Annotated in this window: 13 protein-coding genes; 8 read left to right on the top strand and 5 right to left on the bottom strand. The window is 52.7% G+C overall.

The features are described from left to right. The first annotated feature begins 163 nt into the window (after positions 1-163). The 5 genes from A3849_RS07895 to A3849_RS07875 all read left to right on the top strand — a co-directional run bounded on the left by A3849_RS07895 (position 164) and on the right by A3849_RS07875 (position 5,921). Positions 164-1,063, top strand: coding sequence for a DUF4430 domain-containing protein (locus A3849_RS07895; protein ID WP_074111003.1), 900 nt, complete (start codon positions 164-166; stop codon positions 1,061-1,063). Beyond that, a complete protein-coding gene (locus A3849_RS07890) occupies positions 1,060-2,004 on the top strand; it encodes an energy-coupling factor transporter transmembrane component T (RefSeq protein WP_074110923.1) in 945 nt (314 codons plus the stop codon). The genes A3849_RS07895 and A3849_RS07890 overlap by 4 nt, the downstream gene beginning before the upstream one ends. Further along, positions 1,920-3,695 (top strand): ABC transporter ATP-binding protein, encoded by a 1,776-nt coding sequence (locus A3849_RS07885; RefSeq protein WP_074110922.1) that lies wholly within the window; start codon positions 1,920-1,922, stop codon positions 3,693-3,695. The genes A3849_RS07890 and A3849_RS07885 overlap by 85 nt, the downstream gene beginning before the upstream one ends. Then, positions 3,668-4,354: an ECF transporter S component gene (locus A3849_RS07880; RefSeq protein ID WP_074110921.1), complete on the top strand. Its 687-nt coding sequence runs from the start codon at positions 3,668-3,670 to the stop codon at positions 4,352-4,354. The genes A3849_RS07885 and A3849_RS07880 overlap by 28 nt, the downstream gene beginning before the upstream one ends. A 142-nt stretch (positions 4,355-4,496) precedes the next feature. Continuing rightward, entirely contained in the window at positions 4,497-5,921 is a 1,425-nt protein-coding gene (locus tag A3849_RS07875; protein WP_074110920.1) for a methyl-accepting chemotaxis protein, read from the top strand. Positions 5,922-6,050: 129 nt separating this feature from the next. Here the strand turns inward: A3849_RS07875 and qoxD are convergent, their stop codons facing one another. The 4 genes from qoxD to qoxA are packed head-to-tail and all read right to left on the bottom strand — an operon-like array spanning position 6,051 to position 9,944. Continuing rightward, positions 6,051-6,344: a cytochrome aa3 quinol oxidase subunit IV gene (qoxD, locus tag A3849_RS07870; protein ID WP_178381867.1), complete on the bottom strand. Its 294-nt coding sequence runs from the start codon at positions 6,342-6,344 to the stop codon at positions 6,051-6,053. 1 nt (position 6,345) lies between these two features. Continuing rightward, a complete protein-coding gene (locus tag A3849_RS07865) occupies positions 6,346-6,942 on the bottom strand; it encodes a cytochrome (ubi)quinol oxidase subunit III (protein ID WP_074082968.1) in 597 nt (198 codons plus the stop codon). Further along, positions 6,939-8,885, bottom strand: coding sequence for a cytochrome aa3 quinol oxidase subunit I (gene qoxB / locus A3849_RS07860; protein WP_074110919.1), 1,947 nt, complete (start codon positions 8,883-8,885; stop codon positions 6,939-6,941). Before qoxB ends, A3849_RS07865 begins: the two co-directional genes overlap by 4 nt. Before the next feature lie 39 nt (positions 8,886-8,924). Next, entirely contained in the window at positions 8,925-9,944 is a 1,020-nt protein-coding gene (gene qoxA / locus A3849_RS07855; protein WP_074110918.1) for a cytochrome aa3 quinol oxidase subunit II, read from the bottom strand. A gap of 500 nt (positions 9,945-10,444) precedes the next feature. Between qoxA and A3849_RS07850 the strand changes: the two genes are divergently transcribed. After that, entirely contained in the window at positions 10,445-11,593 is a 1,149-nt protein-coding gene (locus A3849_RS07850) for a polysaccharide deacetylase family protein (protein WP_256700693.1), read from the top strand. Between the two features lie 471 nt (positions 11,594-12,064). On the opposite strand, the gene A3849_RS07845 is transcribed toward A3849_RS07850, so the two are convergent. Continuing rightward, complete coding sequence (locus A3849_RS07845; RefSeq protein WP_074110916.1) at positions 12,065-12,682, bottom strand: TetR/AcrR family transcriptional regulator; 618 nt, start codon at positions 12,680-12,682, stop codon at positions 12,065-12,067. A 168-nt stretch (positions 12,683-12,850) separates the two neighbouring features. On the opposite strand from A3849_RS07845, the gene A3849_RS07840 reads away from it, so the two are divergent. Together A3849_RS07840 and A3849_RS07835 are read left to right on the top strand one after the other, a co-directional pair. Next, positions 12,851-14,548 carry an MFS transporter gene (locus A3849_RS07840; RefSeq protein WP_074110915.1) on the top strand — a complete coding sequence of 566 codons (1,698 nt, stop codon included), beginning with the start codon at positions 12,851-12,853 and terminating at the stop codon, positions 14,546-14,548. Positions 14,549-14,637: 89 nt separating this feature from the next. Beyond that, positions 14,638-14,973: agmatine deiminase family protein (locus tag A3849_RS07835; protein WP_178382636.1), on the top strand; the 336-nt coding region annotated here is incomplete at its 3' end.

Genomic DNA, 14,973 nt, shown 5'->3' with positions numbered 1-14,973 from the left:
CTCAGGAGGCGTTACTTTGCAGTAATTTCCAGTCCTTATAGGCCTGTCCGGTTATGAAGTAGAGACAGTGCCTGTTATACCAGCAATCATATTGTAAAAGAACGGAACGGGGGAGCAGTCTGCAGCCCCGTTCCTTTCCCTTTTCCCGGAGGTGTCCATGTTCATGTTGAGGTCCATCCAGCAATGGTTGTCTTACCCGCTGCTGCTTCTGGCCGCAGCGCTGCTGCTCGCCGGCTGCGCAGCCGGCGCAGACACAGCCGGCGGCGGTCCAAGCCCCGCCGCCGCGAATACGGCTGCGGTGCAGAGCCCGCAGCCCCAGAACCCGGCGTCCCCTATCCCCGGGGATGCCGCAAGCCCCGTGCCGTCCAGCGCGGAATCCGCTGCCGGGACGTCCACGGGGGCGGCTGCATCTGCGCCGCCGCCCGCCGCTTCCGGCGCGGCCGCTGACGCCGCGCCGTCTGACGCTGCCGTAACGGAGCCAGCTCCCGTTACGGGCAGCGCTGCTGCGCCGGTTGCATCCGCGCCGGCGGCCGCCAGCGCAGCTCCGGCCACGGCGCAAGCCCCGGCCGGGCCTGCGAAGCCTGCTGCGGGCACGAAGCCCTCGGCAGGCACTAAGCCAGCGGCAACGGCGAAGCCTCCCGCCACAGCGCAAGCCCCGGCAGCTGTGAAGCCGACTGCTGCCGCATCAGCCGCCCCGGCGAAGCCTGCCGGGGCTGAAGACACCGTCACGTTCTCCATTACCGGAGACAAGGAGCACGGGACGATTTTTGCGGCAGCCGCCGTTGAAGTCAAGGACGGCGAGAGTGCGCTGGAGCTGCTGAAGCGCATTACCCGCAAGAATAAAATTCAAATGGAATACCAGGGTGCCAAAAGCTTCGCTTATGTAGAAGGAATAGATAATCTCTATGAGTTTGACCACGGGCCGGAGAGCGGCTGGATATACAGAGTCAACGGTGAAATCCCCGGCAAGGGGGCAGGCGGCTACACACTGAAACCTGGAGATACCGTGGAGTGGCTGTATACGCTGGATCTCGGCAAGGATGTGGGGGCCGAAGTGCAATGAGTAGCGGCTTCCGCTCGATGCATCCTTCGGTGGCGCTGGTCTATTATGCAGGGCTGTTATTATTCGCCGCCTTGCTGTTTCATCCTTTGTTCCTGGTAACGGAGATTGCCGGACTGATCTTGCTCCTGGTGCTGCAGGGACAAGGACGCGGGCTGCTGCGCGGCCTGCCCTTTTATCTGCTGATGGCGGGTTCCGTGGCAGTGCTGAACCCCTTGTTTTCACACAGGGGGGCGCATATCTTGTTTTATTTTATGGATCAGCCGATTACACTGGAAGCCGTGCTGTACGGGCTGATGATGATGTTGGTCCTGCTGGCTGTCTTTATTCTGTTCATCTCTTACAATTACACGGTGACCACTGATAAATTCATGTATCTGTTCGCTGCGGCTGCCCCCCGGACCACTCTGCTTAATCTCATGACCATGCGGTTCGTCCCTTTGTTCCAGCGGCGGCTGCGGCAGATCACCCTGATCCAGCGGATTCGGGGAGTGGATGCGGGCAAGGGCAGTCTGCGCTCCAGAATGAGGGACGGCATGACGCTGCTCAAGGTGCTGCTGACCTGGTCACTGGAAGAGGCCCTGCAGACGGCAGACTCGATGAAAGCGCGCGGGTATGGTATCCGCAAACGCAGCGTATACGGAATATACAAGCTGGACCTGCAGGATAAAGCCATGCTGCTGCTGTTTACGGTAAGCGGATGGATTCCGCTGTTTTTTTGGATGAAAGGGTATGGGGTGCTGGACATTTATCCGCGGATGAAGCCGATGCACCTCGGCTGGGCTGATGCTGCGATGTATGCCAGCTTCTGCGTGTTCGTGCTGACGCCGCTGGCCCTGGAAGGAAAGGAGAAATGGTTATGGAGATCCTCACGGCACAGCAGTTATCCTTCAGCTACCCTGAAGAAGACAGGGACTCGCTCCATGAGCTCTCATTTAAGGTAGAGGAAGGTGAATTTGTGGTGCTCCTCGGCCCGTCCGGCGGAGGCAAAACCACGCTCCTGCGCCATTTGAAGCGTGAGCTTGCTCCAGTGGGTAAGGTTAGCGGGATGATCGCTTACAAAGGGAGTCCTTTGTCTGATCTGCCGGCGGAGCTTGCTGCCGGAGAAATCGGGATGGTGTTCCAGAACCCGGATGCTCAGATCGTGATGGACACGGTGTGGCATGAGCTGGCTTTTTCAATGGAGAATATGGGCTATCCGCCTGCGGTCATGCGCAGCAGGCTGGCAGAGATCGCCGGCCTGTTCGGGCTGGAGCCGCTGCTGTACCGGCCCATACATGAGCTCTCCGGAGGCCAAAAGCAGCTGCTCAATCTGGCCTCTGTACTGCTGCTGCAGCCGAAGCTGCTGCTGCTGGACGAACCGACCTCACAGCTCGATCCGGTTGCAGCGCGGGAATTCATCCAGACGCTGCACCGGTTGAATGAGGAACTGTCGGTGACGATAATAATCAGCGAGCACCGTCTGGAGGAAGTGCTGCCGCTGGCTGACCGGGTGCTGCTGCTGGAAGAAGGGGAGCTGCGGTTCCAGGGTACGCCCCGTGATTTCGTGCGCCAGGCTGGCAAGGAAGCGGACTCAACACATAGGGCGTATCTGCCGACCGCCTCGCGTCTTTTCCTTGCCCTTGCACCGGACGAAGCTTCTGCTCCGCCGGAGTCTATCCCGCTGACCGTCCGTGAAGGCAAGCGCTGGCTGCATTCCCTGGATGGAATAGAGGCAGGGAAGGATACTTACGATGCGTCTGGAGGAGCTGGCTCTGCTGCACACAACGCACAGACATTCACTGGGACCGCAGCGGCCTTCAGAGCCCCTGAAGATCCCGGTAGCACAGTTTCATCCGCAGGCGCTTCACGTACGGTCCCAGCACCCTCTACCGAGCTGCTGCTCAGTTGCCGGGAAGTGACCTTCCGCTACACCAAGGACGGGGCAGAGGTGCTTAAGAAGCTCTCGTTATCGCTGTACCGGGGAGAGCTTCTGGCTATAATGGGCGGGAATGGGGCCGGGAAATCGTCGCTGCTGCATGTAATGAATGGTCTACTTAAGCCCCAGCGCGGCAAGATCACGCTGGGCAAAGGAATTACCAGCGGTTTTCTGGCCCAGAACCCGCTGCTATACTTCAGCTACGACACGGTTCAGGAGGAGCTGAAGCAGATGGCAGAGTACGCCGGGCTGTCCGGAGAAAGGGCGGAACAGGAAATATCCCGTCTCCTCAAAACCTTTCAGCTGGAGAACCTCCTGCTCAGCCATCCGCATGATATCAGCGGCGGCCAGCAGCAGAAGCTGGCGCTCGCCATGGTTATGCTGCTCTCACCAGACATTCTGCTGCTGGATGAGCCGACGAAGGGGCTGGACCCCGGAGCCAAGGATCGGCTGGCTGTTTTGCTTGGGGACTTGCGCAGCCGGGGAGTCAGTATCGTTCTGGTAACACATGATGTTGAATTTGCTGCGAGATATGCCTCGCGCTGCGCGATGCTGTTCGACGGCGCAATTACGTCAGAGGGGGCGCCGGCGGAGTTTTTCAGCAGCAATTATTTCTATACGACTGTGGTCAACCGCATGGTGCGGGATCTGCTGCCGCAGGCATTGACGATAGAGGATGTGATGAAAACGTGGTCCGTTTTCGCTTCCCCCTCCTGATCGCACTCGGGTTATTTGTAGCCGGCCTGGCGCTTACCTCTGCGCTGAAGGACCGCCATTATATGCTGCTCAGCTTAGTGCTGCTGGCAGTGACCCTGCTGCCGCTGTTCCTCCGGCTGGAACGGCGTCCGCTTGAGTCCAGAGAGCTAGTACTGCTGGCAGTGCTGTCTGCTGTCGCTGCGGTCAGCCGCATTCCTTTTGCTGCCTTGCCGAGTGTAAAGCCGGTATCTGCCATTGTCATTTTGTCGGCCTATGTTTTCGGGGCAGAAGCGGGCTTCATCATCGGCGCAGTGGCAGCACTGGTGTCTAATATCTATTTCGGGCAGGGTCCATGGACGCCCTGGCAAATGTTCGCCTGGGGGATGGTTGGTCTGACGGCGGGCTGGCTGCGGAATACCTGGTGGATGAAGAAAAAGGGCGGAATGCTTGTTTTTGGCTTCGTATGGGGTTTTTTGTTCGGCTGGATTATGAATATCTGGTATCTGATCAGTCTTCCTGATGCGTTCAGCTGGGGACTGGTGGCGACCGCCTATGCATCAAGCTTTTATCTGGATCTGGCCCATGCCTTGTCCAATGTGTTTTTCCTGGCCGTTCTCGCCGGAGGGTGGACCAAAGTGCTGAAACGGTTCCGTAAAAAATACGGGCTGCTTCAGGAATGAGTGGTTATCTAGTCTTAAAGTCATGAAATGTACTATAATATTCGCTATTTCGACAAATTTCTCGGTAGAATCATCATACTTTCGACCTTTTTCTCCGATAAAATATGTACAGCAAGATTCGGAGAAGGCGGGAACCGGAAATATGAAACATCTTAAGATTAGACATAGAATATTATTGCTGGTGATGATTTTTGTGATCATGCTCTCCGGGATTGGAGCTATCGGCATGATTACTACCGATCACATGGCTGACAAATCCAGGGAAGCTTACAATCAGAATCTGCAGCCACTCTATCTGATTGCAGAAATACGCGGAAACAACCGGGCGATTGAGTCGTTCCTGTTGGAGAATCTGATCAACAAGGACGATGCCAAGAAACAGGAGTTCAACGCAGCCATCAAAGAGAACATCAATACTAACAATAATCTGATCAACCAGCTGAAGGGTATTTCATTCGGCAATAAAGAGATTTCGAATAAAATATATCAATATTTGTCTCTGCTGCCGGATTACCGGGCACAGCGTGATAATATCATCAAGCTCGCCAACAAGAACCTGGTCAACGAGGGTTATCAGATATTTTCGGGCACCAGCTTCAAGGAATCACGGAAGACTATGGTAGGCCTCCTTGAAGATGCCGGCGTGCTGCTGGTTCAAGATGCCGGGGATCATAATCAGACGACTCTGCTGAATGCCAATAGCTCCAGGACGATGAGCATTTTCCTGATCATTACAGCCGTACTTCTGTGTGCAGGAGTCTGCTTCATGATCTCAAGGGGGATGACTAAGCCGCTGAGAGAATTGCAGACGCTGATGAAGCGCGTTGAAACGGGAGATTTGACCGCAGCAGCTACCTATAACTCTCGGGACGATATTGGGCAGATCAACGGTTCATTCAATGCGATGCTGGGTAGCCTAAGGCTCATGATGCAGGGGGTTTCGGAGAGTGCTGAAATGCTGTCGGCCTCCTCACAGCAAATGAGTGACAGTGCAGAGCAGACTGCCCGTGCATCGCGGTTAATCGCCGAGAACTCTAGTGAAATCGCCACCGGGTTCAATGTGCAGGCAGAGACGATTGGCCGCACTTCGCAATCCGTGCATAAGATGGTGAAGGATATTGCTGCTGTTGAGAGAGGAAGCAATGAAATGTCTGTGCTCATGGCTGCAGCCGCGGCTTCCATCGATCATGGTGCTGACGCAGTGGAAGTTATCCTTGGGCAGATGAAGCAGACGGATCTCAGCGCTTCCTCCAGCCGGGAGAAGTTCAGTGATCTGGGTAGACTCTCGGCAGAAATCAATACCATACAGGAGTCTATTAGAAGTGCTGTTCGCCAGACCGAAGAGATTCGTAAGGCCACCCTACATGTGTCTCTTGAAGCCCAAACGGTATCACAGGCTATGGAGCAGGTAAGCGAAGCTTCGCGCAAGGGTGCGGGCGATGTGCAGGATACAAGCGCCGCCAGCGAAGAACAATTGACTGCGATGGGCGAAATGTCGATGTCGGCTCAGTATCTGGCCACATTGGCCGAGAAGTTGAAGATGGATTTGGCGCACTTTAAACTTTAATACAACCAAACAAGCAGCCCCCTGGAGCCAGAAGCTCTCAGGGGGCTGCTTGTTTGGTTGGTCCGTCCGGCAGAATACCGGAACAGACCGCTTGTTAGTAAGATCCAAAGGAACCATTGGGTTCATGTCTTAAGAGTACCATCCCCATACGAAGATGAACAAAGTACCGAAGATGGTAACCAGACCTACGAAGAGTGCATAGCCGATATTAATGTACAGCTCTTTCTTGGTATCTGCCGATTCCCCGATGTGCATGAACACGAACAGCTGCAGGGAAGCCTGAATCAGAGCTGTGATCAGCAGTACGGCCATGTTGGCGCCGTGTGAGAGATCACCATAGATAACAATGAGCGCTGCGGCAGAAAGGACCAGAGAGGCCAGATAACCCATCACATGGCGAATTGGGAACAGTTGCTTCATCATGTCACATCAGTCCTTTCAGGTAGACGAAGCTGAAGATAAAGATCCAGACAACGTCCAGGAAATGCCAGAACAGTGAGAAGATAAATGCTTTGTTGGCTGTAGCCGGGTTAATGCCCTGACGCCACAGCTGAATCATAATCGCCGTTCCCCACAGGAAGCCGAAGCTGACGTGGGCACCGTGCGTTCCCAGCAGGACGAACAGACTGGAGAGGAAACCGCTCGTTTGCAGCGTAGCCCCTTCATGCACGTAGGTCACAAATTCAGTGATTTCAATACCGATAAAGCCCAGACCCATCAGCAGCGTGAGAGCCATGAAGACCATCATTGCCTTTTTATAGCCTAGACGCATGGCATGAACCGCAAGACCGATCGTGAAGGAACTGGTCAGCAGCAGGAAGGTTTCAATCAGCACCGGGCCAATTTCAAAAAGCTCTTTTCCGTTAGGGCCGCTGGCGAAGCGGTCCACCATGACCAGGAATACGGTAAACAAGGTGGCGAACAATGGAATTTCAGCTCCGAGAAACACCCAGAACCCGAAAATTTTATTGCTGTTTTCTTCTGTTGAGTATTCAAGCGGCTTGGACGCATCTATTTTCATACAGTCTCACCCCGCATCAATTTCTTTTCTGTAGCGTTAACTTCATCCACTGAGATGTAATAGCCGTGATCGCGGTCGAAGGACATAGCTGCCAGCATAATCAGAATACCCACTCCGGCAACAATCGCAGGAATCCACATGCTGAAGACCAGGAAGAAGCCGGCGAAGAAGAAGATCACACCCAGGATAAACGGCTTGCCGGTATTGCTTGGCATATGGATCTTGGTGATTTTGTCTTCGAACAGCGGTAAATTGTCATGCTTGGCGGACCAAAAGGCATCACGTGTCTGAACTTTTGGCACAACCGCAAAGTTGTAGACCGGCATTGGGCTATGCGTAGCCCATTCCAGTGTGCGTCCATCCCAAGGATCGCTTGTTGTATCTCTTGGCATGTAGCGTGTGCTCCAGTAGATGTTGTAGACCAACAGTACAAAGCCTATCGCCAATCCCACCGCACCCACAAAGGACAGCATATTGAGCGGGCCAAAGCCGGTTTCCTTAGAATAGGTGTACATCCGGCGGGTCATCCCCATCAGACCGAGGAAGAACAGCGGGAAGAAAGTAACGTTGAAGGAAATCACAATCCACCAGAAGGAATGCTTACCCAGCCGTTCGTTCAGACGGAAGCCGAATACTTTCGGGAACCAGTAGTGGAACCCGGCAATAACGGCGAAGACAGCACCCGGAATCAGCACGTAATGGAAATGCGCAACCAGGAACATGGTGTTGTGATACTGGTAGTCGGCACTGGCCATTGCCAGCATGACACCCGTTACCCCGCCGATGGTGAAGATCGGGATAAAGGCCAGCGTGTACAGCATCGGTGTCGTGAAGGTAATACGGCCTTTTCGCAGTGTAAACAGCCAGTTGAATATTTTAACCCCGGTAGGTACAGCTATTGCCATCGTGGTGATGGAGAAGAAGCTGTTGACCATAACGCCTTGACCCATGGTATAGAAATGGTGAGCCCATACCAGGAAGGACAAGAGGGAGATGATCAGCATACTGAATACCATGGAGGTATAGCCGTACAGGTTCTTTTTGGAGAAGGTGGCGATAATTTCGCTATAAATACCAAAGGCCGGCAGAATAACGATATATACCTCAGGATGTCCCCAAACCCAGAACAGGTTCGCCCAGAGCATATCCATCCCGCCGTTGGCCATAGTGAAGAATTGGGAGCCGAACAGGCGGTCGAACATCATCAGCGCCAGAGCCACGGTCAGAACCGGGAAGGCGAAGACGATAATCACGTTGGTGATCAATACGGACCAGGTGAACATCGGCATCTTCATCAGCTTCATGCCCGGTGCGCGCATTTTAAGAATGGTTACGATAAAGTTGACGCCTGTGATCAGAGTCCCGATACCGGAAATCTGCAGCGCCAGGGAGTAGTAGTTGTTGCCGACCGTCGGACTAAACTCCAGACTTGCCAGCGGGAAGTAGGCCGACCATCCGGCATCCGGCGATCCGCCGATGACGAAGGAAATGTTAAGCAGCATGGCCCCCATAAAGAAAAGCCAGAAGCTGACGGCGTTCAGACGCGGGAAAGCTACGTCGCGTGCGCCGATTTGCAGCGGTACGATAACATTCATCAGACCGATAATGAACGGCATGGCCATGAAGAGGATCATAATCAGACCGTGGGTGGTAAAGACCTCATTATAGTGCTGTGCGTCGAGGAACTTCATTTCCGGCGCTGCGGTTTGCAGACGCATCATCATCGCGTCCACGCCTCCGCGGAACAGCATGAGCAGCGCGGCCAGGATATACATGACGCCGATTTTCTTATGGTCGACCGTGGTCAGCCATTCGCGCCAGAGGTAGCCCCATTTTTTGAAATAGGTAAGCCCGACGAGAATCCCGATAGTAGCAAGTGCGATACTGATCATGGCTCCGTATATCAAGGGTTCGCCGTGAACCTTAAATTTGTCTAAATCCATTAGGGTGGCTCCTTTCAGGTTCTTTCATCGAGCGGTACATTAAGAATTGCTGTTTTGCGTCTGTTCATCTACCGGTGAGCTTGGCAGCGGCTGTTCGACTTCCGGATTCGGTTTACTGTCGAACTCGGTCTGGCTCGAAGGCTCCGGTGAAGGATGGATATCCTTATTGTCCTGATGATCCATATTTCCGTTATCCATATCCATCTCCTTGCCTTCACCGCTCATATGCTCGCTGTGGTCTCCCGGAGGAGGGCTGAATTCCAGATGGGTGGAAGAATACGTTTTACGTCCAAGGAAATCGGTGGCGAGCAGGCCCTTGAATTCCTCCTCTGTAAGCTTAGGAGCCGTTTCTTTGACCTCTTTCACCCACTTGTCATAATCCTTGCTGCTCATGACAAGCGCTTCGAATTCCATGTGGGCGAAGCCTTTACCGCTGAAGTTGGCATTCTTGCCAATATATGAGCCTTCAGTATCTGCGGAAAGATGAAGCGTGGTAAGCATGTCGCTCATCGCATACTTTTGTCCGGCAAGCTGTGGGATCCATAGGCTCGTGATAGTACCGAAAGAGTACATTCTGAACTCTACTGCCCGGTGCACCGGCATATTGACATAATTGACGGTTTCAATACCTTCCTCCGGATAGCTGAAATGCCATTTCCAGTTGGAAGAAGAAGCATAGATGACGAGAGGAGTCTGGTCTTTGTAGTCTTCAGCCTGCTTCTCGACAGCGCTAGTCGTTTTGACTGTCACAACGGACAGGAAGGCTACGATAATAATCGGGATAATAATCCAGATCGCTTCGAGTACCTTGTTGCCCTCCTCGTGCTCCGGAATGTATCCTTCATTGCTTTTCTTGGCCCGGTATTTCACCAGCACGAAGATATATAAGATGTAGACAACAGCCAGAACACCGAGCATCACGAGAATTGAAAGGATGATGGTGTCAGATAAAGTTCGTGCAGACGGCCCCTTCGGGTTCAGAACAGCGAGAGAACTGCATCCCGGCAGGAGGAGAATGAGGCTGAGAAACAAAGCGTATAACGGTCCCTTTTTTTTCATATGAACTCCTTCCTTTAATAGTTCTTTTCATGCACCGATCGTTAGCGGGCAAACATTAACCTGTATCTATAGTAAGAACTACTTACCCATAATGCAAAATACATATTTTGTAATAAAAGCTATAATCGTCCTTAAAAATGTCCATTAAGTTAAATATTTGTGATCAATTTGTTACAACATCCTTAACGTATGATAAAGATCACAGTAACGGTGCGCCTTAAGGTTATTTTAAGAATGTTCAAATTTTGTTCATAATTTCACAAATGTTACTATTTTCGTCACAAATATTTAAGCCTTAAAAGGCCCGGATTCATTGGGATTTGCTTACTCTGACAGCATGCGACGAAGTTTGAGTTCTTTCTGAAAATAATGACATTATGTCATTTATCACAGCAGAACAGTTACAACTTTTTATGCTCACGGTTACAATCTCTCAAATTACGTTATATCTATGTATGCTAAAGTAATAGATAAATATACATAGATTGGAGATTGTGTCGGTGGCTATTAAAAAAGTAATGCTCTTATTCATGTCATTATTCCTGTGCTTCGGTATCATTCAAACAACAGCAAGTGCAACGGGAGTGAACAAATCTCTGAAGCTGGGGGTAGGGGATACCTTAAGCGGTATCACAGCCGTATCCCAAAATGATACCTATTATGTTCCTCTCCGCGCTTTGGCGGCAGAACTGAAGTGGACCCTCACCGGTCTTCCAGATGGTATTCAGGTCGACGGCGGGGGACGCACGCTCAGGCTGCTGGGGGATAATGGGGGAGCTAGGCTCCAGGATGGAACGGTTGTCAAGGCGGATACGTTTCTTCAGAACGGGACATTGATGGTTCCGCTGAAGATAAGCGCCTACCTCGGATATATCATTTCCTTTGAACCGGAGAAATATTTACTGCGCGTCTATGATGCTTCAGCAACCTTGGATGACGCCGGGTTCTTAAGCAAATACAAGAGCGAGCTGACGCCGCCAGTAACCCCCGAAGAACCTGCCAAAGAACCTGCAAAAACTCCTGAAGCCAAGCCGGGTACTACCCTGTATCTGACCTTTGATGACGGACCGTCAGCAACAACGTCACAGCTGCTGGATATTCTGGACAAGTATGATGTCAAAGCCACGTTCTTCATGATTGGCCCCAATATGAACCGTTATCCTTCCCAGGTGAAGCGGATTGTGGAGATGGGAAATGGTCTGGGCTTACATGGCATGACGCACCGCAAAGAGAAGTTCTATGCCTCTGCCTCTGCTGCACTGGCCGAAATGAACGGGGACAACGCGATCCTGCGGAAGATCACCGGCCAAGGAACAACACTGATCCGTCCGCCATACGGCAGCAAGCCTTATTTCACCAAGACCTTTAGAGACAAAGTGCTGGGTCAAGGTTATCATCTGTGGGACTGGAATGTGGATTCGGACGACTGGAAGTACAAAGAGGATAGTGCCACCATCTATACAACAGTCATGAATCAGGTGCATAAGCTGCAACACTCCAGAACCAATCCGGTGATCCTGATGCATGACCAGAAAGCAACACTCAAAGTACTGCCGCGCCTGCTGGAGTCGCTGAAGAAGGAAGGCTATACGTTCGAGATTATTACGAAGGATGTCGAGCCGTTGAACTTCTGGAGGGACAAGCGCTAAGCATCTCTAGGGTTGAAACTTTGGAGGGACAACATTGGTTATTATGAAAAAGAACAGGCTGCGAGGGTGAATCAACCCCGCAGCCTGTTCTTTTTTTGTCATTGAATGGGATAACCCGCGGGTAACAACGGCAGGACTGCCGTTATTTCGGCCCCAAGTGGGCGAACCGCCACGAACAACGGCAGGACTGCCGTTATTTCGGCCCCAAGTGGGCGAACCGCCATAAACAACGGCAGAAATGCCGTTGTCTCAGCCCCGGGTGGCCGGACCGCCATGAACAAAGGCAGGACTGCCGTTGTTTCGGCCTCGGTGGCCGGACCGCTATAAACAACGGCAGAAATGCAGTTGTTTCGGCCCCAAGTGGGCGAAATGCCGTTGTTTCAGTCGATGGGTGAGCGGTTCGCTCTTCCCCCGCCGCCGAGGGTGTCAATAGCACCCCTTTGTAGTGCTGACCCGGAGTCTGGACTACCCTCACTTATACAGATAACTGATAACCATCTGAACCAGCTCGGACTTCAGCCGGTCGGTTGCGATACGCTGCGGGGAGAAGGAGATGACATCAACGATGGCGCTGACCGTTTCGAACACGATGATAGAAGCAGCCTCCACGTCTTCCGTCTTAAGCTCATCTTGTCCCATCTGCAGATACTTCAGTGTTCTGATCCGGCCCACCTCATACTGGGCATCCATCAGCTGCTTAATTTCCTCATCGCTATGATACATGATCGTCAGATCTTTATGGTACCCGATAAAGGCCTTATGGGAGACGAGAAGGGTGTCGACCAGATGGGTAATCAGCTCGGTCCGTTCGATGGTATTGAAGTTGATCTCAGACATCGAAGCGTCGATCCGGACCATAAGCTCGTCGCCATATATTTTGAGAGCATCGATAAAAACAGCTCTTTTATCAACGAAATAGGAATAGAAGCTGCCTGTCGATACTCCGGCGGCCGCTGCGATTTGCTTGGTATTGGTCTGGTAGAATCCCTTGTCCGAGAAGAGCTTCATAGCCGCCTGGATAATTGCTTCTTTGGTTTTGATACTGCGTTCCTGCCGTGGTGTTCTGATCTTATCTTCCATATCACTCATGTCCGGTAGCTCCCCCTTGTAGTACTGATTGTAGAGGAGGGGTTTTGGGCTGTCAATGAAAGTTGAACTAAAGTTCATTTTTTGTTGACAAACATGAACTTCAGTTCATATAATCACAACATGAACTGCAGTTCACATTTCGAGAGGCTTTTTTGAGGAGTGGTGAAGATGAGTATTAGAATGCGCAGAGCTTTATCTTTTACGGCAATCGTACTGGGGTTTTTCATGGCGCTGCTGGATACGACGATTATTAATATTGCCCTGCCGGAGATGACGCGCCATTTCGGCGGGAGTGTATCACGGATTTCATGGGTGATGAACGGGTATAACCTGGCTTTTGCCATATTCATTCTGACCGCCTCGCGGCTGGCGGATCAATTTGGCCGGAAGAAGGTGTTCATTTTCGGGGTGGTCCTGTTCACGCTAACCTCCCTGCTTGCAGGGTTTGCGACCTCTCTCGGGGTTCTGATCCTGCTGCGAGTGATTCAGGGTCTAGCCGGGGCTATTATTGTTCCGGTCACCATTCCCCTGACTACGACTACTTTTCCGAAAGAAATGCATGGCCTTATTATTGGCATCTGGGGAGCTGTATCAGGTATTGCGGCGGCAAGCGGCCCGGCGCTGGGCGGGATTCTTACGCAGAAGCTGAGCTGGGAGTGGATCTTTTTTGTGAATGTGCCGCTCGGTGTGCTGAGCATTGTGCTGACGGCTGTCTTCATTGAGGAATCTCGGGATGATACGGCAGGCCGGACAATCGATTACGGCGGAACCCTGGGGATTACCGGAGCGATGTTCTTCATTACGTACGCGCTGATCAAGGTGCAGGATTATGGCTGGGGTTCCGGTGTGATCCTTGGGCTGCTCGGGGCAGGCCTTATGTTCCTGCTGCTGTTCATCTTTACGCAGTGGAGAGGGAAGGAGCCTATGCTGCCCTTGTCACTTATGCGGATACGTACATTCAACGGTGCTTCTCTGACCTTGCTGATTGTCGGTGCAGCACTAATGAATCTCTCCCTGTTAACTTCCTTCTTTCTGACGCGGATGATGGGGATGACCGAACTAAAGGCAGGTCTAGTATTGTCCATGATCGCTGTAGGCTCGATTGTAAGCTCGGCTATTTCGGGTCCGTTGTCTGCAAAATACGGAAGTCACCTGTTCGCTGCAGCCGGTATCATGGTCACTGGCGGAGCGATGTATGCTTTGAGCGGACTTCACGCAGACTCGGCTCTTTCAGAGGTAGTGGTGCGCCTGTTAGTAGCGGGTGTCGGTGTGGGCCTTACCATGGCGCCGGTAATGTCTTCCGCTGTCCGCAATGTGCCGGATGACAAAGTGGGCATTTCTTCAGGAGTCACCAATATGGCCAAAGCGCTGGGCAGCGTCATCGGAGTGGCTATTATCGTGACCGTGCTGCAGCATAATACGGACAGCGAGTTGGGCAAAGCGGGGATTTCCGCCACTAAGGTCATTCAGTCGAATACTGGGCTTCAGCCCTTTGTCAAAAATGTTCTAACCGAAGCAGTGGCTTCCATCGGCAAACAAGGGAATGCAGCGAGGGACAGCGGTGGCGGGGAAGCAGATACCGCTTCAGCTGTAGTTCATGCGGTCGAGCTTGCAGCAGCCAAGCTGCCGCCTGCGGAACAGAAGGCTTTTGCGGCGGACAGCGCTAATCAATTCCGTGAAGTGAAGCTGCTCCTGTCTCAGGCAGGAGGCGGAATGCAGCAGGCGGCGGTGAAGGGCTTCAGCCGGACCTTTGCTTTTGCCGGTCTGCTTATGATCCCTGGGATACTGTTCGCTCTCTTAAGCGATAAGCGGCGGAAGCCGGAGGAGCCTGTGGTGCAAGCTGAGCCCGCTGTACTGGAGCGTTAATCTCCTCAAGGGTCATAGCCCTCCGCTGTGACACCAGTCCTACTGTTAGCATAGAATGGACTACATTCTATTAGCCGAGGTGATACCGGATGCCTAACACCATAAGAAGCACTCCCAGAGAGGATGGTTACCGTATGCCGGGCGAATTCGAACCGCATGCGGGAACCTGGATGCTCTGGCCCACCCGTACAGATACCTGGAGGCTGGGCGCGAAGCCGGCACAGGATGCTTTTGCCGAAGTGGCTGTGGCGATTGCTGAATTTGAGCCGGTTACCATCGGTGTAATCTCCTGCCAGTATGAGCATGTCCGCTCACGGATGTCTGCGTCTGTGCGCGTGGTTGAGCTGTCGTATAACGATGCCTGGATGCGGGATATCGGACCGACCTTTGTCGTGAACGGGCAGGGGGGAGTTCGGGGGATTGAT

Origin of the sequence: Paenibacillus sp. P46E (assembly GCF_001909095.1) — a bacterium.
Classification (GTDB): domain Bacteria; phylum Bacillota; class Bacilli; order Paenibacillales; family Paenibacillaceae; genus Paenibacillus_AQ; species Paenibacillus_AQ helianthi.
Note: the sequence above shows the minus strand (reverse complement) of the source record. Positions and strands in the feature narration are given on the sequence as shown.